A 26,628-nucleotide genomic window follows, 5' to 3' on the forward strand; every position below is an offset into this window, starting at 1 on the left:
AGGTAGCGTTCTTAGCTGAATACAAAGATTATTCTCCTTTCAGAGCATCAAATTTAGCTTTCATGGTTGGATTTTTGCGGGTCAATTTTTTGACTGATACATCATCCAACTTATTATTAGCGAGGCGGAGTTGATTTTCTGATGTGGTGAGGAATTTCTTGACTTCTTCCATTCGCTTGATGGCTTTGTCGATTTCATCGATGGCCTTACCGAAGTTGACGGAGGCTGAATTGTAGTTCTTAGCAAAGGCAACCTTGAAGGCGTCTAGATCTTCTTCAAAGTGGGTGATGTCAATATTTTGCTCACGGATAAGTGCTAGTTCTTGCTTGTATTTAAGAGAGTTAAGAGCCGCATTGCGCAAGAGGGTAATCATGGGCAAGAAGAACTGAGGCCGGATAACATACATCTTCTCATAGACGTAGGACACATCGACAATACCCGAATTGTAGAGCTCGCTATCAGCCTCAAGAAGTGTCACCAGAATAGCATACTCGCAACCTTTCTCCCGCCGGTCCTTATCCAGCTCTTTGAAGAAATGCTCGTTTTTCTTCTTGGTCGCTGTCTCATCGCCTTCATTTTTCATCTCAAACATGATAGAGAGGATTTCTACACCATTTTCATCCACCTCACGGTAAATGTAGTCACCCTTGCTGCCAGTTCTGGCATCATTGTCCTTGCCAAACTCAGCTCGTGGAAACATAGCCATACGATTCTTGTTAAACTCATACTCGCAGTGCTGTTCCAAACTCTCGCCAATCATCTTAGTAGACTGCTTAGCTTTGAAATCCTTGTAGAACTCTATGGTCTCGTCTTTCTGCCGCAGCACTACCTCATAGCGCTCTTTGAGAGAAGTCTGGACGAGTGCTGCTTCCTTTTCTTGCAAGGCTAGCTGATTCTTAACCTCGTCTCGCTCTTTTTCCAGTGCAGATAAAGTTTTTTGCAGTTGATTCTCATGCTCCAAGCGCAAAGTGGCCAACTGATTCTCCAGTGCTTGCACTTCTTTTTCTTTCTCTAGCAGGCTTTGGCTAGCGGTTTGCTCCACCTCTTTTTTGGCCAATTCTTTTTCAGTATCAAACTGTTGAATCTGGTTTTGTAACTGGGCAATTTCTTGATCCTTCTTAGCTAACTTCTCTTGTTGCTCATTAAGGGCCTTTTGCTCAGCCAAAGCCAACTCTTGCCGAATCCGCTCATGAATTTCCTTGTCAAACTCAGCTGTCCGTACCTGTGACAAGAGTTCGCTGTATTGACTTTCGTTGACTGTAAAGACTTCCCCACAGTTGGGGCACTTGATTTCGTTCATAGCATGCCTCTTTCTCTATTCTTAGTATATTATATCATGCCACCAGTAAAATCAAAACCAGCAAACAAGGCTTGCTGGTTTTAACAGAATATTCATTTCTCTATTGAGACTTTCCTTAAGTGAGGACGGACGGTAGCGACTCCCTTTGGGATTCCATACCTTAGATTTGAGCCTTCCGTCTCAAATCTACCGAGCACCAGAAACTAATGCGTTTCTGGTGCTTTCCTCACGGCGAAAAGTCTCAATCTATTTTGCACTAGTTCCAAAATATCTTTTTTCAATAGTCTCATTCAGTAATAACTTAAGATTTCTGAATAGAGGTTGCTTGTTTATAATCTGAAACAGTAAACTTAGCTTCCTGATCTCGACTTATTTCTTCTCAATTGGCGCGACACTAGCCAAGAGTTTTTTGAGACCCACTTCTGGGAAGTTGATCTTGAGCTCTTGGGTATTGCCACTACCAGAGACTTCTAGGACAGTTCCTTCGCCCCACTTCTTGTGAATGGCAATATCACCAATGGCCCAAGCGACACTTTCTTTGGCGCTAGAACGGTTGCCATTGCCAAAGGGGAGGCTTGATGACGTGAGGGCACTTGGAGCTGCTTGTCTCTTGCGCTCTTGAAGGGCTTGTGACAGGCTCATTCCTTTTCCAAAGGTCGTTCCGCCTCCATTGCTATAAGAAGCCTTAAAGCTAGTGTTGGCTGGACGCGCTAATCCTTGATAGGTCAATAAATCCGAGCTAATTTCATTGATGAAACGCGTCGGGCGGTTGTAGCTGGTCCGTCCAAAGAGCAAACGAGAGTTGGCATTGGTCAAGAAGAGAACCTTCTCTGCCCTCGTGATTCCTACATATGCTAGGCGACGCTCTTCTTCCAATTCATCCGGATCCTCAGCTGCTCGACTAAGAGGAAAGACATTTTCTTCCATCCCAATCAAGAAGACGACTGGAAACTCCAATCCTTTAGCCGCGTGAAGGGTCATCAAGGTGACTTCTGAGGTCTCTTGCGCTCCATCATCTGTATCGGCAATCAAAGCCAAATCGTTCAAGAAGCGACTCAGGGTCTCCACACCTGTTTCGTCTTCGACGTTTTCTCCGTTTTCATCAAAATTCTTGGTAACAGATAGGAACTCTTGGATATTCTCGATGCGGGCCTGACTTTCCAAATTTCCCTGATTGGTTAGGGCTGTCATATAGCCTGTCTTGTCAAGAACTTCTTCGACCAATTCTGTAATGGTCAGCTGGTCTAATCTTTCTCTCAAATCAAGAATGAGATTGGCAAAGTCCCAGATGGCTTGGGCAGCCTTTCCTTTGATGCCTGAGAGCACGATATTGGCTGAAGCATCTAGAAGTGAAGACTCTTGCATTTGAGCAAAGTCACGAATCTTATCCACTGTACCTGGCCCGATTCCCCGCTTGGGTTCATTGATGATGCGCTCAAAACTGATATTGTCACTGAGGTTGGCAATCAAGTTCAGATAAGCAATGACATCCCGAATTTCCTTCCGGCTGTAGAACTTGGTGCCCCCTACCATAGTGTAAGGAATGTTGGACTTGAGTAGCGCTTCTTCAATAGTCCGTGACTGGGCATTGGTCCGATAGAGAACAGCAAAATCACGGTGTTTGTAGCCAGCTTCGCGACTGAGCTCCTCAATGGTCTTAGCAACAAAGACCGCTTCATCCTGCTCGTCATTGGCCCGGTAATAGACAATCTCTTCCCCGTCTTCATTTTGTGTCCATAGATTCTTCGGACGGCGGTGGCGATTGTTTTTGATGACATCATTAGCTGCTTGCAGGATAGTTTTAGTGGAACGATAATTTTCCTCTAACAAAACGACCTTTGCATCAGGATAATCCTTTTCAAAGTCCAGGATATTCTGCATATCTGCTCCCCGCCAACCATAAATAGACTGGTCCGCATCCCCAACGACACAGATATTTTTAAAGCGAGAAGCCAAGAGTTTGACCAATTGGTATTGAGCATGGTTGGTATCTTGGTACTCATCCACATGGATGTATTGGAACTTCTGCTGGTAATAGGTCAGCACATCTGGATGCTGGTCAAAAAGACGAAGAGTCAGCATGATCAAGTCATCAAAGTCTACTGCTTCTGACTGACGGAGTTCCTTTTGATAAGCCTCATAGCACTTAGCAACGATCTGGGTATACATATCTCCAGCCTGGGCAGCATAGGCCACTTCATCAATCAGGTCATTTTTGGCATTGGAAATAGTCCCCAAGATGGTCCGTTCATTCCATTTCTTAGGATCCAAGTTCAAGGACTTCAAGATCCGCTTCATCAAGGTCCGTTGCTCACCTGGATCGACAATGGTGAAGTTGCGATTGTAGCCAATATGATTCGCATCTCGACGGAGAATACGCACACACATAGAGTGGAAGGTGGCAATCAAGCAATCTTGGGTGGCTGGATTCAACTGATAAGCCCGTTCCTTCATCTCTCGAGCGGCTTTATTGGTAAAGGTAATGGCCAAAATATTCCAAGGATTGACCATTTTTTCATCGATCAAGTAAGCGATCCGGTGGGTCAGGACACGTGTCTTACCAGAACCAGCCCCCGCCATGATCAAAAGGGGACCTTCTGTCGTTTGGACCGCCTCTGCTTGGCGATCATTCATACCATTCAATAAAGGATTCATCTCATACTCCTCATTCATTCAATCGTTCTATTATACCACATTTTCGCCCTTTCTCCTTTTGGAAACAGTTGGCATCATTTGAATTTTGCACTTAAAAAAGCTATAATAAAGCCTTAAGAAGAACGAATATTTCCTCATCAACAACGATCCAAGTTTGTCGCTTAGGAGGAAATCTACAGAAGTCTGGAGGAGGTCTAAGTGAATCAATCACAAAGTAATTTAAAACTAGCCGAACGTGGAGCCCTGATCAGTATTGTCGCCTACCTGATTCTTTCCGCAGCTAAATTAGCAACAGGCCATCTTCTTCACTCCTCCAGTTTGGTCGCTGATGGTTTTAATAACTTATCCGATATTATCAGCAATGTCGCCCTTCTCATTGGCATTCGCTTAGCCCGCCAGCCAGCTGACCGCGACCACCGGTTCGGTCATTGGAAGATTGAAGATCTAGCTAGTCTGGTGACGTCCATCATCATGTTTTATGTGGGCTTTGATGTCCTACGAGATACTGTTCAGAAAATCCTCAGTAGAGAAACCACTGTCATCGATCCTTTAGGAGCTATCGTCGGAGTTGGATCAGCCCTTGTCATGTTTGCGGTCTATCTTCATAACCGCAATTTAGCCAAGAAAGCCCAATCCAAGGCCCTCAAGGCAGCTGCCAAAGACAACCTCTCTGACGTGGTTACTTCCTTGGGAACTTCTGTTGCGATTGGAGCTAGCGCTCTCAACTACCCCATTGTGGACCAATTGGTGGCCATTGTCATCACCTTCTTTATCCTAAAAACCGCCTACGATATTTTCATCGAATCCTCCTTCAGTCTCTCTGATGGGTTTGATGAAAGTCTCCTGGATAAATACAAGGCGGCGATTCTGGAATTACCAAAGGTTAGCCGGGTCAAATCCCAACGGGGACGGACCTACGGAAGCAATATCTACCTGGATGTCGTCATTGAAATGAATCCAGACCTCTCTGTTTATGAGAGCCATGCCATTACCGAAGAGGTCGAGCGCCTTCTCAAGGAAAAATTTGGAGTCTTTGACATTGACGTCCATGTGGAGCCAAGTTCTATCCCTGAAGATGAGATTTTGGACAATGTCCTTCTCAAGTTAAAGACCTATGAAGAACGCTTGCAGGCTCAGCAAGAATACCAAACCCTCCTGGCAGACAACTTCACCCTCATTAATGAATTCGGCCAAGAAAGTCACAAGGAGGACCTGGTCCGTTTGCAGGAAGAACATCAAATTCCCTTTAAGAATTTCGAAATCGAATCCATCAGTCAAAAGACCAAATTGATTCGCTATGAGTTAAATAACCAGATCCATACCAGTCTCTGGCGACGTCATGAACACTGGCAAAAGGTCTTTCACCAAATTACCAGTAAACAGGAAAAATAGAACTCTCTACCTCAATCTAACAAGAATAAAAAGCTACTGCAATTCATTTCTGCAGTAGTTTTTTTGTAAGAAAAAATAGCCCTTCCGGACTATTCTTCTTTAATAAAACCAAATTTATTTAGAGGGTACAATCTAAAATCGACAACACCCTCAATCTGATCTGCTTGAATATAACCAAATTCACGACTGTCTTTGGTATTGTTGCGATCATCATTTAGGACTAAGTAACTATTACTTGGTACTTTTCCAGCCTTGGTTCCCTTAAGTTCTCTAGAGAAAAAATCATTTGTAAAATAATCGCCACTTGGGGCTGCCAAATGTTTGGTCTTCATCTTGTCCAAATATGGCTCTGCTGTAGCTACACCATTCAGATAAAAGACATCATCCACATAGCTGACCTCATCGCTCTCTATCGCAATGACACGTCCAAGATATTGTTTCTCTTTTACATGATAGAGGACCAAGTCTGTTCGATCAATCTTCCCCTTTTTAGTCGCTAATACTAAATCATCTTTCTTAACGGAGGCATTGGCCATTTGATCAGATACCCACAATGGTTGAAAAACAAATAGGCGCAAAGTAATGAGTACCAAGCCCAATATTCCAATGATGATAATATTCCGAATCAAATCCCTTTTCGACATTCCTATCCCCCCTTTCAGTTCATTCCATTATACCATTTTATTAGACAATAAAAAAGGCCCACATTCCCAAATTGTCAGAAACTTGCACTAAAAAAACCTTGCCTCCAAGCATTTAAACTTAGAGAACAAGGTTTGTTCATTGGTTAGATTAACGTACTGTACGGATACGCATAGTATTTGTACGAACAGCTTCACCAAGTGGCACACCTGCAACGATTACGATATCGTCACCAGATTGTACAAGACCTGCTTCTACTGCTTTACGTTCTGCGATTTCGAACATATCGTCAGTTGATGATGGAGCATCTGTCAACATTGGGATGACACCCCAGTTCAACATCAATCCACGCTCTGTCAATTCGTCAAATGTCAATGCCAAGATATCAGCATTTGGACGGTATTTAGAAATCAAACGTGCAGTGTGACCTGTCTTAGTCAAAGTTACAATCAATTTGATATCCATTGAGCTTGCTGCATCTTTAACAGCTGAAGCCATAACTTCTGTCTTAGAGTTACGTTCGAATGAATCTGAGTTCAAACGTCCGTATTCGTTAAGAAGAGTTTGAGCGTTCTTATCGATAGTAGCCATTGTACTAACAGACTCAAGTGGGTATTTACCATTTGCAGACTCACCTGAAAGCATAGTAGCATCAGTTCCGTCGATAACAGCGTTAAATACGTCTGATACTTCTGAACGAGTCGCACGTGGTTTTTCAGTCATTGTTTCAAGCATGTTTGTTGCAGTGATAACAACTTTACCAGCAGCATTCACTTTTGTGATGATCATTTTTTGGTAAACTGGAACCATTTCGAATGGTACTTCGATACCCATGTCACCACGAGCAATCATGATACCATCAGCTGCTTCAATGATTTCATCCAAGTTATCGATACCTTGTTGGTTTTCGATTTTCGCGAACAATTGAACGTGACCGTTACCAGTTTCTTCACAGATAGCACGAACTTCGTTCACGTCTTTTGCAGTACGTACGAATGAGATCGCGATGAAGTTGATACCTTGTTCCAAACCAAAACGGATATCGTCGTTATCGCGTTCAGCAAGAGCTGGGAAAGGAATTTTTGTGTTAGGGATGTTAACACCTTTTTGTTTAGCGATCACACCGTCGTTTTCAACTTCAACGATGAATTCACGACTTGCATCGTCTTTTTCTACAACACGAAGACCCAATTTACCATCGTCAATCAATACTTGGCGACCAACTTCAACATCATCGTAGATGTCAAGTGCGCCAGCAACGTTCAAGGCAATCACTTCACGGGTTGATTTGATACCTTGTTTAGTCGCAACGCGAATTTTTTCACCAGTTGTATAAGAGTACTCTTTAGCATCGCCTTCGAACAACTCTGTACGGATTTCTGGACCTTTTGTATCAAGAAGGAAACCAACTTTTTTACCAGCGATTTCTTCTGCACGTTTAACTGTTGCCATACGATCACCTTGTTCTTGGTGGTCACCGTGTGAGAAGTTGAAACGGAAAGTGTTGGCACCAGCTTCGATCAATTTAGCAATGTTTTGTGCTGAAGCTTCAACGTCAAGTTTTTCACCCCAATATCCATCATCACCAAATTTTTTACCACCGCGGATTTCTACCGCAGGACCTAAGGTTGCAACGATTTTTACACGTTTGTTCATGATTTCTATGACTCCTTTTAAAATACACTGTCTTTTTAGACAAATTTTAACAAATAAATATTAAATAGAAGATAAGCTACGGTTCAACTCTGCAAGGTTCAAGTCAGCCTTGTGAGGGTTGTTCACTTTAATCTTACCATCTTCAGTTAAGCTAAAGAGGGCACCTTCTTCTGCACTACCAAGAATTGGGTTTTCCACCATTTGTTCATTGCGAATACCAACAGCTACGCCACCGATACCAGCTTTCAACAACTTAACAGCATGTGCACCCAAACGTGAAGCAAGGACACGGTCACGCGCAGTTGGTGAACCACCACGTTGGATATGTCCAAGTTCTGTTACACGAAGATCACTTGTATCTCCGGCATCCTTCAAGGCTTTACCGAATTCAGCAGCAGACATCACACCTTCTGCAAGGACGATGATGTTGTGTGTACGACCTTTCTCGTAGCCCATCTTGATGCTTTCAACGACATCTTCGATTTTGAATCCTTCTTCTGGAATGATGATCTCATCAGCTCCTGAAGCAATACCTGACCAAAGGGCAATATCCCCTGCATTACGTCCCATTACCTCGATTACAAAGGTACGATGGTGACTAGACGATGTATCCCGGATCTTATCAATCGCATCCATTACAGTTGTGACAGCTGTATCAAATCCAATTGTAAAATCTGTACCAACGATATCATTATCAATTGTACCAGGAAGTCCTACAGCCGGGAAGCCATGTTCTGTCAAACGCATCGCTCCGTGGTATGATCCATCACCACCGATAACGACGACACCTTCGATTCCATGTTTCTTCAACTGCTCAATCCCTTTTAATTGACCTTCGCGTTCAGCAAATTCAGGATAGCGAGCTGAGTGAAGCATTGTTCCACCACGAGAAATAATATCCCCAACTGATGAAGCATCCAATTGATGGATATCGCCAGCAACCATACCAGCGTATCCATTATAGATACCAAATACTTCCATTCCCTCAGAAATTGCTTGGCGAACAACTGCACGGATAGCAGCATTCATTCCAGGGGCATCTCCACCACTGGTTAAAACAGCAATACGTTTCATTTCGATATTTGCTCCTTTTTTTCTTTTACATTCTAAATGATTATAACACAAAGAGGCTCAAATTTCTCCTATTTTCCGTAGATTTTATCGATAAATCGTTTTCATAGCAATACTTGCCAGATCATTTTCTAACTTCTCGTTTTTCTGGACGGAAACTCCTTTTAATTGGATGGTCTTTTTCTCCTCTTCATAGCGAATAACAACAGGATAGGGACCCGGATAGGCTTTTAAAATATCTAAAACTGCCCGGTCCTCTTGGTGATCAAACAATTGAATCCAAAAACGCTGATTGGTAGCTTCTTCTGCTTCCATCAAAATCATTTGGAGTCGACCATCTCTAGACTGTATTTTCCCCTTGAGATAGTAATAGCCCTTTTCTCTTATTTTTGAACTATACTGGCGATAAGTTTCTGGAAAAAGGGTGACATCCATCTTCTTTTGGAGATCGGATACTTGTAAAAAGGCCATATTTTCCCCATTTTTTGTTCGAATCGTCCGGATTGATTGGACTTCGACCAATATGGTTGCCAGTTCTCCTTCGCTTAAAGAAACGATTGGCCGCACTGGTTGGCTACTTGCGGATAGAATTTCCACCAGAGGATGAGGACTGAGACCGACCCCTATGACCCTTTGCTCCATTTCATACTTCTCAGCCTTGCTGTAATCCTCGGCATCCATCCAGGAATAATTAGCTTCGCCAAATAAACTACCCAACTCATCTGCAAAAACAAATAGATTAGGAAGGTTCTGAAGGACTTTTCTTCGATTCTTTTCAAAGCAGTCAAACAATCCCAATTCTACTAGTGGCGTTAAAAGAGGAAGTTTGTGGTACTGACTGGGCAAGCGCAAGATAAAATCTTCAATACTCTCAAACGGACGTTGGTCAATAATCCAAAAGGCTAGATCTTTTGGAAGTCCTTTAATATTTTTCATTCCTAGATAAATCTTCTGATCTTGGAACTTATCTTTATAAGGAATGGTATTAATGGTCAAAGGAGCCACTTGGAAGTCGAATTGCAATGCATCGGTCAAGTAATCACTGCTAGAGTAGTTGAGCATAATGTCAAAGAAGACATCTGGGTAATGGACTTTAAAGTAGGCCAATTGGAAAGCCAGGGCTGAGTATGCATAGGCATGGGAACGATTGAAGCCATAGCCAGCAAATTTTTCCATAATGGCAAAGACTTGCTTGGCTTTTTCCTCGCTATGTCCAAGCGCGACAGCTCCCTTGATAAAGTCATCCTCCATCCGATGCATCTCTGTCACATTCTTTTTCCCCATGGCCCGTCTGAGGATATCGGCCTTTCCTAGACTAAAGCCAGCAAAGGTCTGGGCCACCTGCATGACTTGCTCCTGATAGAGCATGATGCCATAAGTTGGTGCTAGAATCCCTTCCAAACTAGGATCGACCATATCGACCTTTTCCTTGCCGTGCTTGCGTTTAACGAAATTATCGATATAGTCACTAGCTCCTGGCCGGTTCAAGGAAGTCGTCGCAACAATTTCTTCAAAACAGCTAGGTTGAACTCGTCTCAGCAAACGGATAGCTCCCGCTTGCTCAAACTGGAAGATCCCCTTGGTATTGCCTGCAGCAAATAAAGCAATTGTTTCCGGATCTTCTAGAGGAATATCCTCGATTTTAATATCCTTTTGATATTTTTCCTTCACTGCTTCTTGCATCCGTTGAGCAAAGGTCAAATTTCTTAGTCCTAAGAAGTCCATCTTGAGCAAGCCATTTGCTTCAACACCATGGGCATCATATTGGGTCAGATTCATCTCCTCACCCATCTTGATTGGAATTTGATTGGTGAGGTCTTCGCCACTCATGACGACGCCTGCCGCATGAATCGACGTCTGACGCGGTTGCCCTTCAATCCTCTTCGCAATTTCAAATCCTTTACGGTATTCTGGGCGACTTTGGATAGCTTGACGAAATGCTAAATTCTTTTCATAAGCAGAGGCTAAGGTATCCCGCAAGCCGATCCGCTTGGTGAGGTTGGTTAATTCATATTCTGGAGTCCCAAACCTCTTAAAGACATCCCGAATGGCTTGCTTGGCCCCAAAAGTTGAGAAGGTCACAATTTGAGCCACGTGAGGACTGCGATAGCGATTTTTAACATACTGGATAAATTTGGGACGATAGACATCTGGAATATCAATATCAATATCTGGCATTGTATAGCGCTCTAAGTTCAAAAAACGCTCAAAGAGAAGATTGTTCTTGACTGGATCAATCCCTGTAATATCCAAGGCATAGGCTACTAGACTACCAACTGCTGATCCACGTCCCATCCCCATATAGTAACCCTGACTTCGACCAAAGCGTAATAAATCCCAGACAATCAAGAAGTAGTCATCAAAGCCCATCTGATGGATGACAGCCAATTCATGACGCAAACGCTCTTGGTAAACCGCCTGGTTCAGCCCCTTAGCTCTCAAGCCTTCTTCAGCCAACTCACGTAATTCCTCGACTGCAGGCTTCTCTGGATTAAAGCGGGGAAGTTTTAATTGCGTATCAATCTCATAATGAATGGCCGCAAGAGTCTTTTCTAGATAAGGAATACTATCCGGATAATTATGTGAAAAGGCCCGCTCCAACTCTTCAGGTGACAGGAACATCATAGAGGTGTCAATAGCTCCTACTTCCTTCAGACTGCAATTATTACGAATGGCGTGGAGCATCTGAAGACTCTCCAAATCACTCGTAGAAAAATAGCGGACCGTATGAAGTGGGAAAACAGCACGAGAAAAATGTTTCGCTGGAGTATCCGGAAAGACACCAATCGCAAAGTCTTGGCCCAAGTCTAAATACTCAATCCCTTCAAAATAGGGAACGATGATGGCTATATCATCCAATAAGTGTTGAAAGGCTGACCAATCTGTTGTCCCCATCATTTTCATGCTGGAAATCTTAATTAAGTGTTTATAGCCTTTGGTTCCTAATGCAACCAAACGGATAGACAAAGGACCCGCCGGTATCTCGACTTCCAAATCAAGACCTAGGACAGCCCCCATACCAGCTTTTTGACACTCCTCTAAAAACTCGTAAGCCCCATATAAATTATCGATGTCCATGAGACCAATTTGTTGGTAACCCATTTCTTTGGCACGATGAATATAGTCTCGAATAGAGACTAAACTGTCCATAAAGGTGTAGACTGATTTTGTGTCCAGCTGTGTAATCACCTTGTTCTCCTTTTCATCCGTTCTTTCCTTCTATTATACAGGAAATCCGGCAAAGAAGACACTCTTACCCATTGCCAATCCTGCCTAACAAAAAAACAGACCTACTGATCTGCTTTTCTTTCTTATACGGAAGACATGGGATTCGAACCCACGCACGCTGTTACACGCCTACCGCGTTTCCAACACGGCCTCTTAAGCCTCTTGAGTAATCTTCCAAACTAGTATCCATTATACGGAAAAGCGCTCCTTCTGTCAACAAAAAATTTAGGAATAGCTCACAAGATATCATTGCTTGATGGATTTTAAAGAAACAAAAAGAGAGTGGGACAGAAATCGGTAATTCGTTAGAATTCGATTTCGTCGTCCCACCTCCGCACAGTTGAGTAGGGCTGTAAAAGCTGATGAAATCAGCGTAGTAGAGCCCACTCAACCACTGAGTCTTGCTCGACAACCCAAAGACAGTTAAGAGGCTAGGACATTTGTCCCAGCCTCTTGCATATATAAAAATGGAGCCGGTGGGAATCGAACCCACGTCCAAACATCTGCCAACATATTTGTCTACAACCATAGGTTATGTATTGCTTTAACAGTTCCTCGACACATAACTCAAGCCAAGAAACTGCGAGTCTATCAATCTCTTATCAAACTGCTAGACAAAGTTTGATCGTATCTCGCTAAAATTAAGACCTGTCATCAGACACGAGCAATCCGAATCGGGTCACGCCTGCTGGTTTTTAGGCAGCTAGAGCGTAAGAAGTGTTATTTTTTGCAGTTATATTTAACTGAGCGTTTACGTCGCCACACGAGTCGCAAAATATGCCTCATAATGCCTGTCGAATCCGTAACGACCCCAAAATGATATAGTCCAGTGTATCATTTTTTGGGTAAAATGGCAAAAGAAAAAGAGGAATTCCTTCCTCTTTCATTCTTATTGCAAGTTCAATTTGAATTTTGTTACATAATGAACGGTAAAGTACATCGCTACAATTTTCACTAGTTCATAGATATAAGCCGGAATAAAGTTAACAGCCAATACATCACTAAGGGTATCATAATAGCCACTTGACAGATATGAAAGGCTAGTTAACTCCACAGTAGGAAACATTCTTCCAATGATGCTAAGAACAACCCAAAGAATAAAACCAAAGACAAAGGCCATTACGACACGATGATTAATAAAGAGTTGGCCCAGTGAAATCGCACAATAGAGCATCAGAATCCCTGAAATGGTTGCTAACAATTGGAAAAACAAGGTTTGCCAAAACAGAGGGCCACCAATACGTTCAAGAAGTAGACCAAGCACCTCAAAGATATTCTGTTGTTGAGAAAGTCCAATTACACCTAGGAAAATAACCAAAGAAAGGACCAAGCTAATAAAACAGAAGATACTCCAAATCAAAGCAGATGTAGCTTTTGCAAGTAAAACGGTATGAGAGCCAGTTGGCAAAGTCCAGGTCAAATAACCTTCTCGACCAAAAATATTATTGTAAAAACGACGAATAATAATGATATAGTTGGTCAAGGTCAACCCAATGTAACCCGCAAAAATAACCAGAGCAACAATTCCCACAATCGTATAGGTTGTATCTGCTGTATAACTTGCTGCGCCAGTAATAACACTAGAAGCTAATAAACCAGCAAAAATAGCGAGAATAGCAAGCACACCCGAAATAATGAGATACCACTTATAGGTTGCTTTTATTTCATATTTCATTAATTTCCCAAACATAAGAACCTCCTAATACATTCTAAATTGTTCACGGAAGATCTCATCAATCGATTTACCGTATTGATTGCGAAGGACAGTTGTATTTTCATGCAATAGAATACGACCTTGATTGATAAAGAGTGCTTCATCCAAGACTTGTTCAACATCCGCAATTAAGTGAGTTGAAATCAATACGGATGAATTTGGACGACGATTTTGAATGATGGTTCTAAGGATGTAGTCACGCGCAGCAGGGTCCACTCCACCAATTGGTTCATCAAGAATGTACAAATCCGCTTCGCGGCTCATAACCAAAATTAATTGAACTTTTTCTTTATTCCCTTTAGAGAGTTGTTTCAATTTTTGCTCGGGATGTAAATGTAAATCATTTAGCAATTGATAAGCACGTTGCACATTGAAATCCTTGTAGAAGTCTTGGAAGAAACGAAGGGTTTCTGAAATCTTCATATTCTCATCCAAATAAGTTGTATCTGGTAAATAAGAAACGACTTGTTTGGTTTTTGCAGACGGTACTTGGCCATGGATGTAGACATTACCTGAAGTAGGTTGCAAGAGCCCATTCACTAATTTAATAATGGTGGTTTTCCCACTTCCGTTTGGTCCTAACAAACCAATGATACGACCCGGTTGAATATTGACACTCACATCATATAAGGCAATATGTTTACCATACACTTTTTGAACATGGTCTAAGTAGACCAAAGGGTACTGATTCATAATCTTCTCCTTAATTTAATAATGATTCTATTATAACCTTACTAAGAAGTGATTGCAAGATATAATCGGAAAAGAAAATCGAATATTCGTACTATTTGATGATCAAATCATCTATCCAAAAAAAGGAGAAACATCCGTCCCTCCTTTAAAGTAATCTTATTTGATTCCTAAAGCAATCCGCGCATAGCGGCTCATCTTTTCAACCGTCCAAGCTGGATACCAGACCAATTTTACATCTACCTTAGTCACTTCTTCCATTCCTGTTAAGGCATCATAAATCTGATCCGTCAGCAAGTCTGCCAATGGACAACCCATAGTGGTTAGGGTCATATCGATTTCTGTTTCACCAGTTTCACCATCAAACCGAATTTCGTAGACCAAACCAAGGTTGACAATATCAATACCTAATTCCGGATCGATAACCTGCTCTAGATTTTCAAGAATACGGTTTTTAATTTGTTCGATTTCTTCTGTCGTATAACTCATTCTTCACTCCTTCATCCTTGGGTTCATCCCTAAGAAGAATTTCTTTGTTTACGGGAACCCCAATATTAAGGGTACTCTATAAAAGACCGCCCGAACCTGGGTCGCTTTTTTATGTCTAGGCAACCGTTAAAAATGTCAACTGGGCATTCCTCGCTTCCGAATTTCTCGGCTCGGGTTAAAAAGGTCCACTGAATCTGGCCACTCTCTTGTTTTTGGGTGGCCGTTAAAAATGTCCACTGGACCTTCCTCACTTCCGAGTTTCTCGGCTCGGGTTAAAAAGGTCCCCCGGACTTGGCCACTCTCTTGTTTTTGGGTGGCCGTTAAAAAGATCCACAGGATCTTTTTAATCCTCTATAAAATCGCGCAATGGTTTGCTTCTGCTTGGGTGGCGCAGTTTGCGGAGGGCTTTGGCTTCAATTTGACGGATCCGTTCACGGGTCACGTTAAAGACTTTCCCCACATCTTCCAAGGTTCGCATTTTACCGTCATCCAAACCAAAACGCAAACGAAGAACATTTTCTTCCCGGTCTGTCAAAGTATCGAGGACTTCATCCAATTGTTCTCGTAGAACCACACGAGTAGTGTAGTCTACTGGATTTTCAATCACTTCGTCTTCGATGAAATCTCCCAAATGGCTATCGTCTTCTTCCCCAATTGGTGTTTCAAGAGAAACAGGTTCTTGAGCAATCTTCAAGATTTCACGAACCTTATCAGGGGTCATATCCATGCGTTCAGCAATTTGTTCTGGTGTAGGATCTTGTCCCAATTCTTGCAAGAGGTTGCGTTGTTCACGAACCAACTTGTTAATGGTTTCCACCATGTGAACAGGAATCCGAATGGTACGGGCCTGGTCTGCAATAGCACGGGTGATTGCCTGGCGAATCCACCAAGTCGCATAAGTAGAGAACTTGAATCCTTTGGTATAGTCAAACTTATCAACGGCCTTCATCAAGCCCATATTTCCTTCTTGGATTAAATCCAAGAATTGCATCCCACGACCAACATAGCGCTTCGCAATAGAAACAACCAAACGAAGGTTGGCTTCTGCCAAACGTTGCTTAGCTTCCAAGTCTCCTTGTTCCACCAAGATAGCCAATTCTTGCTCTTCTTCATTGGTCAAAAGAGGAACGACCCCAATTTCCTTCAAGTACATCCGTACTGGGTCATTGACTTTAGCAGAGTTGCTTCCAAGCAATTCCTCATCTGTCAACTCTGGTTCTTCTTCTTCGTTGTTCAGGACACGCGCACTTGGATTTCCTTCTTTATCCGTGATTGAAATCCCAGCATCTTGAATCCGTTGCAACAAATCATCAATTCCATCGGCATCCAAAGCAAAAGGAATGACCAATTGATCATTGATTTCATCATCTGTTGCAGTACCACTTTTCTTATGACTACGAATAAACTCTGCAATTTGGACATCTAAAGTTGTGATATCTTTTTGTTCTTTCGCCATTCCTACTCCATTCTTCTTTTTTGAGCGATTAGTCGCTCGAGTTCCAATAAAGCCTGATCCGCATCTCCACTGTGAGAGGCTTCTCGGACTTTTTTCCCTATTTGTTGACTTTCTTTACGGAGAAGCTCACGATTTCTCGTTTCTTCCACTTCTTCCAGCTCATTCTCCGCTATTTCATCCGGTAAATTTTCTTCTAACATCAGATACCAGGCTCGTTGGACTTCCTCTGTCTGCTCGGACAAATCCTGCGATGTCACTTCTCCATTTTGGCAAAGAAGTTGGTACAAGGTTTGCAAGGCAGGGGTATCAAATGAAAAATCTGTCCGAAGACGATATTCATTCAAAACATAAGGAAAAGCGTTCATCCGATGAAGAAGATGATTCTCAGCCCGAACCAAGCGAGGCAACTGCTTCTGAACAATAGTTGGACTAGCAACTGGAGCCTGTGTCTGGATTGACCCTTGATCCTGAAGCTGACTCCGCATCTGAAGACGACTAGCATTAACCGTTTGTTCCACCTGCAAATAATCAAAGTCAACCAAGAGGTCAGCTAATTTATAAATGTAGGTGTTTTGTGCCGTTACAGAAGGTGTCTGAGCAATTAAAGGAGCCATCTTCTCAACAAATTCAATCTGCGCCTGCAAATTTTCAATATTGTCTGGCTTCCAATAATCCATGAGAAATTCTACGCGGCTAAGACGTGTTTTTTCCAACAAGTCTGCTAAAGCTTGCGGTGAATTCTTTTTGAGATACTCATCAGGGTCCATCTGATCAGGAATTTGGACAACCTCTACCTCCTGTTTTTCCAGAACCTCTAAAGCCTTTGCTGTCGCTAGCTTTCCCGCTTTATCTCCATCATAAGCCAAAATCACTTTTTTGGTAAATTTGCTGAGATGGGCCACATGTTCCTGCGTGAGAGCTGTCCCCATGGAAGCAACCGCATTCTCAATCCCAGCCCGGTAGGCTGCGATGACATCCATGAATCCTTCCATCAGGTAAAGTTCATGGTTCTTCTTCGCAACCTGCTTGGCCTTATCCAAATGGTACAACTCATAACTCTTATTAAAGAGGAGCGTACTACGGCTATTCTTATATTTCCCCTGAGGCTTTGTCCCTTCAGCTTGTTCACGCCAAAGTCGACCAGAAAAAGCAATGACTCGGCCAGTATCGTCCGATAAGGGAAACATGATGCGATCTTGAAAAGCATCATACATAGTCCCCATATCACTAATATGAAAGAGACCCGACTCGGCCATAATGTTTTCTGAAAACTTTCCAGAAACACTCTGATACAGATAATTCCCTTCTGCTGGTGCTAGTCCAATTTGAAAATGCCGAAGCACCTCATCATCAAGACCACGATCATAAAGGTATTGCCGAGCAGCCTCTCCCATCTTTGTCGTCATCAGGATCGCATGATAGAATTTGGCAGCCTCTTGATGAATCTCATAAAAGGGTTGTTTTCCATCTGCTTGCTGTGCCCTGGACTGAGATGGAGCAAGAGCTTGCACCTTAATGCCTACCTGATCTCCAACAATTTGAACAGCTTCCATGAAGGAGACACCACGATAGTCTTCGATAAACTTAAAAACATCGCCTGATTTGCCACAACCAAAACAATGATAGAACTGTTTATCCTCGACTACATTAAAAGAAGGCGTCTTTTCACCATGAAAAGGACAGAGACCTAAAAAGTTTCGTCCTGCCTTTGTCAATTGAACGACTTCTCCGATTACATCTACAATATTCACACTGTTTTTAATTTCTGAAATCAGTTGTTTGTCAACCATAAACAGTGCCTCCATTTTACCATAGAATATCATTAACTATTTTAAACTAATTTTTGTCAATTGTAAATCATTCAGATTGATTTTCACCCTATTTTTCTATAGTTTTGAAAGCCTCTATTTTTCTTAAATCAACTTTTTAAAAAAATTTGAGCATATTTATTGAATACGAAAAAATTTTCAGTTATACTATGCTCTGTAAAATTTATTATGAAAGGACATATTTAGGATATGTTAAAAGAATTGAAAGCTTTTCTCCTTCGTGGGAACGTTGTTGACCTTGCTGTTGCAGTTATTATCGGAGCTGCATTTGGAGCTATCGTTACATCATTTGTAAACGACATCATCACTCCACTTATTTTGAACCCAGCTTTGAAAGCTGCTGGTGTTGAAAAAATTGCTGAATTGACATGGAATGGTGTTGCTTACGGTAGCTTCTTGAGCGCTGTTATCAACTTCCTTGTTATCGGTACTGTTCTTTTCTTCGTAGTGAAAGCTGCTGAAAAAGCTCAAAACCTTGGTAAAAAGGAAGAAGCTACTGAAGAAGAAGTTGCTGCTCCTACTCAAGAAGAGTTGCTTGCTGAAATCCGCGACTTGCTTGCAAACAAATAATTAAACAAAAAGACCCGATCTTCTAATTTGAAGGTCGGCTTTTTTTGTCTTCGATTTTTCTAGAGAAAACAAAAAACAGACCGAAGTCTGTTCTTGTATTCAATTAGAATTTTTTACGTTTACGAGCTGCTTCTGATTTACGTTTACGTTTTACAGAAGGTTTTTCATAGAATTCACGTTTGCGTGTTTCTTGAAGAGTACCAGCTTTAGTAACCGCACGTTTGAAACGACGAAGAGCATCGTCAAGAGATTCATTCTTACGTACTACTGTTTTTGACATGTTTTTCACTCCCTTCAAGTTCAAGATCTATTCTATTCTACACGGAATTCTATAGATTGTCAAGAAAAAGTTAAAGGAATTCATCTCTTGTAACTAGCTAAACATTTATCAAATCTGTTCGAGGATTCATTCTTTTCTGAACTCCTGTCATTCATAACGATCATACAGGTTTGATACTACTTGTTCAAATGCTTCTAATTCCTCCCAATAATCCATTGGGAGATTACTAATTTTACTAAGGTCATTCTCATCAAAATGATAGACCAGATGACGCAAAATTTGAGTTTCTATCCAGCGCAAATCCCTTAGTTGCTCGATATTAACTGATTCCAATCCTACTAGATACTGACAAAGAGCAGCAAGTGACTCCGAATGAAACACTTTCTTCTCATGCAAATAGTATAGAAAACTAAAATGATCAGCTCTTCGATTATCTTTGATTAAATTCTTTTCTTTCATCCCTACTCCCTTTATAAAAACTGTTTCCTCAACGAAAGATAAAAACACTTTCCGTAATGTCTACGAAAAGTGTTCTGGTCTTACTTATAAAGGAAGCTAAAGAGGGCAATGGCAACGATTGCAGCCAAGATTGGTGCTACAACTGGTACCCAAGCATACCACCATTTTGAATCTCCCTTGTGTTCACCTAAGACAGATTTTGGAAGGAAGGCGTGAACCAAACGTGGACCAAGGTCACGTGCAGGGTTCAAACCAGGTCCTGTAGGACCACCAAGTGATGTCACCAAAGCCATAACGAGGAATCCAAGTGCCAAGTGAGCAACTCCTAGACCAGGAGCATGTGCTTGTGACAAAGCCAATTTTGCAGCTGTTGAAGAAGCATCGAAAATCCCTCCCTGCTCAGAAGCAGCTCTTTGAGCTAGAGAAGCAACCTCAGCACCGAAGAAGTGTTTTGTCAAGCCAAGTGCACCAAAGAAAAGGACGAATGATCCTGCAAACTCGTTGATGAAACCATTAATGGTTGCTGCTTTACGTGATTCAGGAGTTCCTTTATCCAAGCTAGAAATCGTTGAGAAAGTTCCCAAGATATTGTTTGGATTTTCAGTTTGAAGGTAATATGGACGGTGAGTCGCAACGACAACCAATTGTCCAAACATGGCTCCAAGAACTTGAGCAACGATGTAGTATAAAACATTTTCCCAAGGGAAGAGTCCGCTAACTGCAAGTCCAATCGTAAAAGCAGGGTTGATATGGTTTCCTGATACATTACCAAACATCAAGGCGGGCATCATAACACCTATTCCATATCCAATTGCAATCACGAGCCATCCACTTTGATGCCCTTTGGTACCCTTCAATTCAACGTTTGCAACGGCACCATTTCCTAAAATAATCAATAAAGCTGTTGCAATAAATTCGGTCGCAACTTTAACCCAAAAATCAAATTGCATTTTTGAATAATCTCCTTATAAAAAAATAATAATAATAATTTATTCTATCAGAATATCGAACACTTGTAAATAAACCGAACATTATTTTTAAAAAATATATCTTAATCCCTTGATTCATCATTATTAATTCTTGTATTATCCTCCACTTTCTATTTAACTCCGAATTATGATACAATAGGATTAGTTACACATCACAAAGGAGATACCATGTCTGAAATCTATGACATTACCATTATCGGAGGTGGCCCTGTAGGGCTCTTTGCCGCCTTCTATGGCCATCTGCGTCAAGTAAAAGTGAAATTGATTGATTCCCTCCCTCAACTAGGTGGTCAACCTGCTATTCTCTATCCTGAGAAACGTATCCTAGATGTCCCTGGTTTTACCAACCTAACAGGGGAAGAATTGTCCAATCGGTTAATCGATCAATTAAAAACATTCGAGACTGACATTTGTTTGAATGAAACTGTTTTGGACATTCATAAAAACGAGGAGCACTTCCTAATTGAAACCAATAAAGGCCAACATTTCAGTCGTGCTGTTATTATTGCGATGGGCGGTGGTGCCTTTAAACCACGTCCTTTAGAAGTGGACGGGGCTGAGGAATTCGAGAACGTCCACTACCATGTTTCAAATATCCAACAATATGCCGGCAAACAAGTTGCTATTCTAGGTGGAGGAGATTCTGCTGTCGATTGGGCCCTGGCCTTTGAGAAAATCGCACCGACAACTCTGGTCCATCGTCGTGATAATTTCCGAGCACTCGAACATAGCGTTGAAGAATTAAAGGCTTCTTCTGTCTCTATTCAAACTCCTCATGTTCCTAGTCGGTTAATCGGAGAAAACGGCCGTGCCATCCATCTAGAAATCACCAAGGTTAAATCAGATGAAACCCAATTACTCCCCATCGATGAACTCTTTGTCAACTACGGCTTCAAATCCTCAGTCGGCAAATTAAAAGAATGGGGCTTGGATCTCCAACGTCATAAAATCCTCGTGAATCGCAAACAAGAAACCAGTCGCGAAGGAATCTACGCGTGTGGCGATTGTTGCTTCTACGAAGGGAAAATCGACTTAATCGCGACCGGATTAGGCGAGGCTCCGACTGCGGTAAATAATGCGATAAACTACATTTATCCAGACAAGAAAGTTCAACCAGTCCACTCGACTAGCTTATAAGAAAAAGCCTTTGAATTAAACAATTCAAAGGCTTTTTCTTATAGATTATCTAGCTCGTCTGCAATCTTATTGATTTTTCGCAAGCGATGATTGACGCCACTTTTGGTTAAGGGCGTTTTCAGTGCATCCGCAATTTGCTGGATAGAATAGTCGGGATTCTGAATTCGAACATAGGCAACTTCCTGAAGCTCAACCGGAAGACCACCTAATCCAATAGTATCCATGATTTTGACAATATTGTTAATGGTCTTCATACTAGCCGTTACTGTACGAGCAATATTGGCCATTTCAGCATTGTTGGCTCGATTGAGATCATTGCGCGCCTCTCGCAAAACCTTGACAGACTCAAATTCTTCTATGGCCTGCTTAGCTTCTACCAAGATGAGGAAATCAATAATATCCTCTGCCCTCTGCAAATAGGTGACGACACCTTTTTTCCGTTCGATGGTCTTGGCATCTAACAAAAAGTGTTGCATCAGGCTGGCCAAGTCCTGGGCATGGTCAGAATAAACAGAGCTAATTTCTAATTGATAGCGTCCTGATTCCGGATCCTTGATGGTCCCACTTGCTAAGAAAGCCCCTCTCAGATAAGCGCGACTTGCTTCATCTTCTTCTAAGATTCTCGGGTCAATCCCAGTCTCAATACCAAAGAAAGAATCCGCTAAGTGTAGGTCTGCAAGAATCTCTTCGACCTTTTCATCAATAGAAACAGTATAGACACGATTCTTCTTTAAGTTTGTTTTTTGGTGGTGACGAATGTCAGATTTGACCTGATAAAACTCTACAATTAATTCATAGATATGGCGGGCAATCTTAGCATTCTCCGTTGTCAAAGACAAACTTAAGCCCCCCATACTCAATCCCAAACTACCTGACATCTTAATCAGAGCAGATAACTCACTTTTCTCAAAGCGATGAAGGGTCAAGAGCTCTTCTTTTACTTTAATGGTAAAACTCATTTAATCACCTGTACAATTTGCATCAACTCATCTACCACAGCTCCTCCATCATGGAAGGCGCCGCCGTTTTCCAAGCGAAGGAAATTAGAGGAAATGACCCGGGGTACCTGAGATTTTAGGCCTGCGAAATCATGTTCCACTTGAACCAAATATTCGTCAAAGCGATTCGTATCCATATATTCTTGAGGTACTTTTTCAATATTGACCAAAACAGTATCAATAAAGGGCTTCTTCAAGTGTTTATGAAGGACGGATACATGGTCACTATCGGTAAAGTGTTCTGTCTCCCCACGTTGAGTCATGATGTTGCAGACATAAGCGACCTCTGCTTTTGTCTCAAGCAAGGCTTGTCCAATTTCTTCGATCACTAGATTAGGAAGAATCGATGTAAAGAGGGAACCAGGTCCTAAAATCACCATATCACTTTCTAAAATCGCATCTACTACTTTTCGACTCGCTTTCGGCGTCTCATCGTTATAGGTATTGGTGACATAGACATAATCAATCATGCCCTCATGATGGGCGATTTCACTCTCACCAGCCACCTCTGCCCCATCCATAAAGACGGCATGAAGGGTCAATGGTGTATCACTAGAAGGATAGATTTTTCCTGTCGTATGGAAAAATTTAGTCAGCAATTGCATGGCATTATAAGTCGATCCCTGCATCTCAGAAATCCCTGCAATAATCAAATTCCCTAGAGGGTGCCCAGCTAGTGGTCCATCGTCTTCCGCAAAACGATATTGAAAGACTTTTTCATAAAAGCGAGGCATATCTGACATTGCTACTAGCACATTTCGCAAGTCGCCCGGTGGTGTCAATTGATGAATATTTTTCCGAAGTTCTCCAGAACTACCACCATCATCCGCTACTGTAACAATGGCTGTAATTTCAACATCTTTTTTTCGAAGGCTGTCCAAAATAACGGAAATCCCTGTACCGCCTCCGATGACGGTCATCTTTGGTTTTCTCATGAGCGATTCACCGTTTCTTTCCGTCGGTCTTTGTCGCGATGACTCATATTCACCGTCCAATCTTTCGCTAGATCCCTTCCAAGACGAGCTGCAAAGGCTACTGAACGGTGTTGACCACCTGTACAGCCCAATGCAATCGTCAAAACAGATTTCCCTTCTCGCTTGTATGCAGGCAAGATAGGAGCAATCAAATCGTAGAGATGGCGATAAAACTCCTCTGATTCTTGATGGTCCATGACATAGTTAAAGACATCATCATCCAAGCCTGTTTGATTTCGTAACTCTGGTTTGTAATAAGGATTCGGTAGGAAACGAACATCAAAGACCAAGTCCGCATCTAAAGGCAAACCATACTTAAAGCCAAAGGACATGACTTCAATCCGAAACTCAGGTTGACTATCTTGTCTGGAGAATTGTTCAGCAATCACTTTTCGAAGATTACGAGGAGTTAATTCCGTCGTATCAATGACATTTTGGCTCATGTTTTTTAGCGGAGCCAAAAGTTCCCGTTCCAACGTAATCCCATCCAAGACACGCCCATCCGCAGCCAGTGGGTGACTCCGACGAGTCTCTTTATAGCGTGCAACCAATTCACTATCGGTCGCATCCAAAAAGAGAATTTTAAAATCAATTTCTTCGTGGTTCTCTAATTCGTCCAAAATGGAGCGAATTTCTGCGAAGAAAGACCGGCTCCGCATATCCACAACGAGAGCCAACTTATTATTGTCCATCGACAGTTGAATCAGCTCAATAAATTTCGGCAAGAGAGCTGGTGGCATATTGTCGATAGTGAAATACCCCATATCTTCAAAGGATTGAATGGCTACGGTCTTTCCTGCACCACTCATTCCTGTCACAATGACCAGTTGAATTGTTTTTTCTGTATCTGTCATCCTAATCACCTTTTCCTTACAAAAAAGGAGGAGACCATCATCTTTCCAGTTGGTCAGTCGATGGCTCTCACTCCAGCATTCTTATTTCCCGAATGCATTCCTCTATTCAGACTATACTTCTGCAATGACTTCAATTTCAACTTTGACGTCGCGTGGCAAGCGAGCCACTTCTACTGCAGAACGTGCTGGAAATTCACTTGAAAATGCTGTTTTGTAGACCTCGTTAAAAGGGACAAAATCATTCATATCACTTAAGAAACAGGTTGTTTTAACCACGTGATCAAAGTCCGTTCCAGCTTCCTCAAGGATAGCAGCAATATTCTTCAACACTTGCTGGGTTTGTTCTTGGATGGTTTCTCCAACAATTTCACCTGTTTCTGGTGAAAGAGGAACTTGCCCACTTGCAAATAAGAGATTGCCCACAATTTTTCCTTGAACATAAGGTCCAATTGCTGCTGGTGCTTTGTCTGTGTGAATTGTTTTTGCCATTTTCTTCTCCTGATTCCTAATTTTCACTGGATGTTGCTAATTTTTCCCGTTCTAACCGTAACTTACGGTTGGGATTCAGCTTATTAAAGAGTTCTTCCAATTTTTCTGCATTCCAAACGTCTGCAGCAGAGACAAAATTTCCGTCTTTATCACGAAAGGATATAGGTTTATCTCCCATCTTCTTCTCCTCTTTACATCTAACTAGTCAACAAATTCAAATTCAAATTTACCGATACGTACGATATCTCCGTCTTTGGCTCCACGCGCGCGAAGAGCTTCATCGACACCCATTCCACGCAATTGACGCGCAAATTTCATGACAGACTCGTCGCGATCAAAATTGGTCATATTGAAGAGCTTTTCTAGCTTATCACCAGACAAGATCCAAGAAGCATCATCATCGCGATTGATCTCGAAGGCTGGTTGGTCCTCATCAAAGCCGTAGTAAACTTCTTCTTGCGCCATATCTTCTTCCGTATAGAGCAAGAATTCTGGTGTTTTGTCTAACAAGTCTGCTGTTGCTTCTAACAAATTGTCCAAACCTTGATGCGCCAAACTAGAGATTGGGAAGATCTGTGGTACTTCATCAAACTCGTCGTAGTTGGCTGCCAATTTTTTCTTAAATTCTTTCAAATTTTCCTGGCTCTCCGGCATATCCATCTTATTTGCCACGATAATCTGAGGACGTTCCATCAAGCGAAGATTATAAGTTTCGAGCTCTTTATTGATTTGAACATAATCTTCATAAGGATCGCGTCCTTCACTGGCTGACATATCGATGACATGCAAGATGACACGGGTGCGCTCGATGTGACGAAGGAACTGGGTTCCTAGTCCCACTCCTTGGCTAGCCCCTTCAATCAATCCAGGAAGGTCAGCGACTGCAAAGGATTCACCCGATGGTGTCCGAACCATCCCCAAATTTGGAACGATGGTTGTAAAATGATAGGCTCCGATTTTTGGTTTGGCAGATGTAATCACACTGAGAAGGGTCGATTTCCCGACTGATGGGAAGCCAACCAAGCCAACGTCCGCCAAGACCTTGAGTTCTAATTCGAGTTCGCGTTCCTGACCCGGTTCCCCATTTTCTGAAATCTCGGGAGCTGGATTTTTAGGAGTTGCAAAACGGATATTTCCTCGTCCTCCGCGACCGCCATGGGCCACAATGTACTCTTGGTCATTTTCAACCAAGTCCGTTATGACTTTTCCTGTCTCTGCATCTCGCACGGTAGTTCCTTGGGGTACTCGAACATAGAGATCTTCTGCTCCCCGTCCGTGCATCCCTTTGGTCATCCCTTTTTCCCCATTTTGGGCTTTGAAATGCCGGTTATAGCGGAAGTCCATCAGTGTGCGCAAGCCTTCGTCTACAACGAAGATCACATTGCCTCCGCGTCCACCATCACCACCCCAAGGGCCGCCATTGGGAACATACTTTTCACGGCGAAAGGCTACCATACCATCGCCGCCATTTCCAGCCTTGACCTTAATCTTGGCTGTATCTAAAAACATACTCATAGTTTATCGTTTTCCTTTTATAACCAAGTGTTGCTTGGTAGTCCCTTAGTAGGATAGTGCACCCAAAGCTGCAGCAAAGATTGCTCCAACCGTTACAATCAACATAATTACAATGACCACCATGGTCAATTTTTCAAAGAAAGTTTTTTTGCGTTTTCCGTTGTCTCCAAAAGCCACGTTTTTTACCTCAATTACAATAAATTCATTAGCCCTATTTTACCACGAATAAGGGCATTTTTCA

General features: G+C 42.2%; 24 protein-coding genes, 1 tRNA gene and 1 other RNA gene. 3 read left to right on the forward strand and 23 right to left on the reverse strand.

Annotated features, from left to right (window positions below; all coding sequences use genetic code 11):
• Positions 1 to 28 precede the first annotated feature (28 nt).
• Complete coding sequence (locus RCH62_RS03855; protein WP_306474662.1) at positions 29 to 1,300, reverse strand: DUF2130 domain-containing protein; 1,272 nt, start codon at positions 1,298 to 1,300, stop codon at positions 29 to 31.
• A gap of 369 nt (positions 1,301 to 1,669) precedes the next feature.
• Complete coding sequence (gene pcrA / locus RCH62_RS03860) at positions 1,670 to 3,955, reverse strand: DNA helicase PcrA (protein WP_306474663.1); 2,286 nt, start codon at positions 3,953 to 3,955, stop codon at positions 1,670 to 1,672.
• 198 nt (positions 3,956 to 4,153) lie between these two features.
• Between pcrA and RCH62_RS03865 the strand changes: the two genes are divergently transcribed.
• Positions 4,154 to 5,347 carry a cation diffusion facilitator family transporter gene (locus tag RCH62_RS03865; RefSeq protein ID WP_306474664.1) on the forward strand — a complete coding sequence of 398 codons (1,194 nt, stop codon included), beginning with the start codon at positions 4,154 to 4,156 and terminating at the stop codon, positions 5,345 to 5,347.
• Between the two features lie 89 nt (positions 5,348 to 5,436).
• On the opposite strand, the gene lepB is transcribed toward RCH62_RS03865, so the two are convergent.
• From lepB to dnaG, 11 genes are all read right to left on the reverse strand, one after another.
• Positions 5,437 to 5,991 (reverse strand): signal peptidase I, encoded by a 555-nt coding sequence (gene lepB, locus RCH62_RS03870; protein ID WP_306474665.1) that lies wholly within the window; start codon positions 5,989 to 5,991, stop codon positions 5,437 to 5,439.
• A 148-nt stretch (positions 5,992 to 6,139) separates the two neighbouring features.
• Positions 6,140 to 7,645 (reverse strand): pyruvate kinase, encoded by a 1,506-nt coding sequence (gene pyk / locus RCH62_RS03875; RefSeq protein ID WP_306474666.1) that lies wholly within the window; start codon positions 7,643 to 7,645, stop codon positions 6,140 to 6,142.
• 60 nt (positions 7,646 to 7,705) lie between these two features.
• The gene (gene pfkA / locus RCH62_RS03880) at positions 7,706 to 8,719 is read right to left on the reverse strand and encodes a 6-phosphofructokinase (protein ID WP_306474667.1); all 1,014 of its coding nucleotides are present in this window, start codon (positions 8,717 to 8,719) and stop codon (positions 7,706 to 7,708) included.
• A gap of 84 nt (positions 8,720 to 8,803) precedes the next feature.
• Positions 8,804 to 11,905, reverse strand: a complete 3,102-nt coding sequence (locus RCH62_RS03885; RefSeq protein WP_306474668.1) for a DNA polymerase III subunit alpha — start codon at positions 11,903 to 11,905, stop codon at positions 8,804 to 8,806.
• A 127-nt stretch (positions 11,906 to 12,032) separates the two neighbouring features.
• Positions 12,033 to 12,120, reverse strand: a tRNA-Ser gene (locus RCH62_RS03890).
• A 289-nt stretch (positions 12,121 to 12,409) separates the two neighbouring features.
• Positions 12,410 to 12,757, reverse strand: a transfer-messenger RNA (tmRNA) gene (ssrA, locus tag RCH62_RS03895).
• A gap of 76 nt (positions 12,758 to 12,833) precedes the next feature.
• Positions 12,834 to 13,634, reverse strand: a complete 801-nt coding sequence (locus RCH62_RS03900) for an ABC transporter ATP-binding protein (RefSeq protein WP_125374239.1) — start codon at positions 13,632 to 13,634, stop codon at positions 12,834 to 12,836.
• 9 nt (positions 13,635 to 13,643) lie between these two features.
• Positions 13,644 to 14,351 carry an ABC transporter ATP-binding protein gene (locus RCH62_RS03905; protein WP_125374240.1) on the reverse strand — a complete coding sequence of 236 codons (708 nt, stop codon included), beginning with the start codon at positions 14,349 to 14,351 and terminating at the stop codon, positions 13,644 to 13,646.
• A gap of 156 nt (positions 14,352 to 14,507) precedes the next feature.
• Positions 14,508 to 14,837 carry a metal-sulfur cluster assembly factor gene (locus tag RCH62_RS03910; RefSeq protein WP_006596590.1) on the reverse strand — a complete coding sequence of 110 codons (330 nt, stop codon included), beginning with the start codon at positions 14,835 to 14,837 and terminating at the stop codon, positions 14,508 to 14,510.
• Positions 14,838 to 15,180: 343 nt separating this feature from the next.
• Positions 15,181 to 16,293 (reverse strand): RNA polymerase sigma factor RpoD, encoded by a 1,113-nt coding sequence (rpoD, locus tag RCH62_RS03915; protein ID WP_023022794.1) that lies wholly within the window; start codon positions 16,291 to 16,293, stop codon positions 15,181 to 15,183.
• 2 nt (positions 16,294 to 16,295) lie between these two features.
• Positions 16,296 to 18,083 carry a DNA primase gene (gene dnaG, locus RCH62_RS03920; RefSeq protein ID WP_306474669.1) on the reverse strand — a complete coding sequence of 596 codons (1,788 nt, stop codon included), beginning with the start codon at positions 18,081 to 18,083 and terminating at the stop codon, positions 16,296 to 16,298.
• A gap of 228 nt (positions 18,084 to 18,311) precedes the next feature.
• On the opposite strand from dnaG, the gene mscL reads away from it, so the two are divergent.
• Entirely contained in the window at positions 18,312 to 18,692 is a 381-nt protein-coding gene (mscL, locus tag RCH62_RS03925; RefSeq protein WP_125374243.1) for a large conductance mechanosensitive channel protein MscL, read from the forward strand.
• Between the two features lie 103 nt (positions 18,693 to 18,795).
• Here the strand turns inward: mscL and rpsU are convergent, their stop codons facing one another.
• From rpsU to gla, 3 genes are all read right to left on the reverse strand, one after another.
• The gene (gene rpsU, locus RCH62_RS03930; protein WP_000048054.1) at positions 18,796 to 18,972 is read right to left on the reverse strand and encodes a 30S ribosomal protein S21; all 177 of its coding nucleotides are present in this window, start codon (positions 18,970 to 18,972) and stop codon (positions 18,796 to 18,798) included.
• 147 nt (positions 18,973 to 19,119) lie between these two features.
• Positions 19,120 to 19,431, reverse strand: a complete 312-nt coding sequence (locus tag RCH62_RS03935; RefSeq protein WP_125374244.1) for a hypothetical protein — start codon at positions 19,429 to 19,431, stop codon at positions 19,120 to 19,122.
• Between the two features lie 80 nt (positions 19,432 to 19,511).
• A complete protein-coding gene (gla, locus tag RCH62_RS03940) occupies positions 19,512 to 20,381 on the reverse strand; it encodes an aquaglyceroporin Gla (RefSeq protein ID WP_306474670.1) in 870 nt (289 codons plus the stop codon).
• A gap of 207 nt (positions 20,382 to 20,588) precedes the next feature.
• On the opposite strand from gla, the gene RCH62_RS03945 reads away from it, so the two are divergent.
• Complete coding sequence (locus RCH62_RS03945) at positions 20,589 to 21,557, forward strand: NAD(P)/FAD-dependent oxidoreductase (RefSeq protein ID WP_306474671.1); 969 nt, start codon at positions 20,589 to 20,591, stop codon at positions 21,555 to 21,557.
• A gap of 38 nt (positions 21,558 to 21,595) precedes the next feature.
• On the opposite strand, the gene whiA is transcribed toward RCH62_RS03945, so the two are convergent.
• From whiA to RCH62_RS03980, 7 genes are all read right to left on the reverse strand, one after another.
• Entirely contained in the window at positions 21,596 to 22,516 is a 921-nt protein-coding gene (gene whiA, locus RCH62_RS03950; RefSeq protein ID WP_129268834.1) for a DNA-binding protein WhiA, read from the reverse strand.
• Positions 22,513 to 23,490 (reverse strand): YvcK family protein, encoded by a 978-nt coding sequence (locus RCH62_RS03955; protein ID WP_129268832.1) that lies wholly within the window; start codon positions 23,488 to 23,490, stop codon positions 22,513 to 22,515. Before RCH62_RS03955 ends, whiA begins: the two co-directional genes overlap by 4 nt.
• On the reverse strand, positions 23,487 to 24,383 hold the full coding sequence (gene rapZ / locus RCH62_RS03960; RefSeq protein ID WP_129268830.1) for an RNase adapter RapZ: 897 nt from the start codon (positions 24,381 to 24,383) through the stop codon (positions 23,487 to 23,489). The genes RCH62_RS03955 and rapZ overlap by 4 nt, the downstream gene beginning before the upstream one ends.
• A 111-nt stretch (positions 24,384 to 24,494) precedes the next feature.
• Entirely contained in the window at positions 24,495 to 24,872 is a 378-nt protein-coding gene (locus RCH62_RS03965; RefSeq protein WP_125335397.1) for a RidA family protein, read from the reverse strand.
• 16 nt (positions 24,873 to 24,888) lie between these two features.
• Positions 24,889 to 25,050 carry a hypothetical protein gene (locus tag RCH62_RS03970; protein WP_048717230.1) on the reverse strand — a complete coding sequence of 54 codons (162 nt, stop codon included), beginning with the start codon at positions 25,048 to 25,050 and terminating at the stop codon, positions 24,889 to 24,891.
• Positions 25,051 to 25,073: 23 nt separating this feature from the next.
• Positions 25,074 to 26,387: a GTPase ObgE gene (obgE, locus tag RCH62_RS03975; RefSeq protein ID WP_306474672.1), complete on the reverse strand. Its 1,314-nt coding sequence runs from the start codon at positions 26,385 to 26,387 to the stop codon at positions 25,074 to 25,076.
• Positions 26,388 to 26,432: 45 nt separating this feature from the next.
• Positions 26,433 to 26,564, reverse strand: coding sequence for a DUF4044 domain-containing protein (locus tag RCH62_RS03980; RefSeq protein ID WP_065426872.1), 132 nt, complete (start codon positions 26,562 to 26,564; stop codon positions 26,433 to 26,435).
• Positions 26,565 to 26,628: the final 64 nt, after the last annotated feature.

This window comes from Streptococcus sp. (genome assembly GCF_030825805.1).
Lineage (GTDB): Bacteria > Bacillota > Bacilli > Lactobacillales > Streptococcaceae > Streptococcus.

Bases quoted from the DNA above. Each gene is read 5' to 3' on its own strand.
- rapZ (WP_129268830.1), bottom strand. From the start codon at position 24,383: ATGACAGATACAGAAAAAACAATTCAACTGGTCATTGTGACAGGAATG.
- RCH62_RS03970 (WP_048717230.1), bottom strand. From the start codon at position 25,050: ATGGGAGATAAACCTATATCCTTTCGTGATAAAGACGGAAATTTTGTC.
- RCH62_RS03900 (WP_125374239.1), bottom strand. From the start codon at position 13,634: ATGTTTGGGAAATTAATGAAATATGAAATAAAAGCAACCTATAAGTGG.
- rpsU (WP_000048054.1), bottom strand. From the start codon at position 18,972: ATGTCAAAAACAGTAGTACGTAAGAATGAATCTCTTGACGATGCTCTT.
- RCH62_RS03935 (WP_125374244.1), bottom strand. From the start codon at position 19,431: ATGAAAGAAAAGAATTTAATCAAAGATAATCGAAGAGCTGATCATTTT.
- mscL (WP_125374243.1), top strand. From the start codon at position 18,312: ATGTTAAAAGAATTGAAAGCTTTTCTCCTTCGTGGGAACGTTGTTGAC.
- RCH62_RS03955 (WP_129268832.1), bottom strand. From the start codon at position 23,490: ATGAGAAAACCAAAGATGACCGTCATCGGAGGCGGTACAGGGATTTCC.
- RCH62_RS03855 (WP_306474662.1), bottom strand. From the start codon at position 1,300: ATGAACGAAATCAAGTGCCCCAACTGTGGGGAAGTCTTTACAGTCAAC.
- pcrA (WP_306474663.1), bottom strand. From the start codon at position 3,955: ATGAATCCTTTATTGAATGGTATGAATGATCGCCAAGCAGAGGCGGTC.
- RCH62_RS03910 (WP_006596590.1), bottom strand. From the start codon at position 14,837: ATGAGTTATACGACAGAAGAAATCGAACAAATTAAAAACCGTATTCTT.
- gla (WP_306474670.1), bottom strand. From the start codon at position 20,381: ATGCAATTTGATTTTTGGGTTAAAGTTGCGACCGAATTTATTGCAACA.
- rpoD (WP_023022794.1), bottom strand. From the start codon at position 16,293: ATGGCGAAAGAACAAAAAGATATCACAACTTTAGATGTCCAAATTGCA.
- RCH62_RS03905 (WP_125374240.1), bottom strand. From the start codon at position 14,351: ATGAATCAGTACCCTTTGGTCTACTTAGACCATGTTCAAAAAGTGTAT.
- dnaG (WP_306474669.1), bottom strand. From the start codon at position 18,083: ATGGTTGACAAACAACTGATTTCAGAAATTAAAAACAGTGTGAATATT.
- pfkA (WP_306474667.1), bottom strand. From the start codon at position 8,719: ATGAAACGTATTGCTGTTTTAACCAGTGGTGGAGATGCCCCTGGAATG.
- obgE (WP_306474672.1), bottom strand. From the start codon at position 26,387: ATGAGTATGTTTTTAGATACAGCCAAGATTAAGGTCAAGGCTGGAAAT.
- whiA (WP_129268834.1), bottom strand. From the start codon at position 22,516: ATGAGTTTTACCATTAAAGTAAAAGAAGAGCTCTTGACCCTTCATCGC.
- RCH62_RS03945 (WP_306474671.1), top strand. From the start codon at position 20,589: ATGTCTGAAATCTATGACATTACCATTATCGGAGGTGGCCCTGTAGGG.
- pyk (WP_306474666.1), bottom strand. From the start codon at position 7,645: ATGAACAAACGTGTAAAAATCGTTGCAACCTTAGGTCCTGCGGTAGAA.
- RCH62_RS03965 (WP_125335397.1), bottom strand. From the start codon at position 24,872: ATGGCAAAAACAATTCACACAGACAAAGCACCAGCAGCAATTGGACCT.
- lepB (WP_306474665.1), bottom strand. From the start codon at position 5,991: ATGTCGAAAAGGGATTTGATTCGGAATATTATCATCATTGGAATATTG.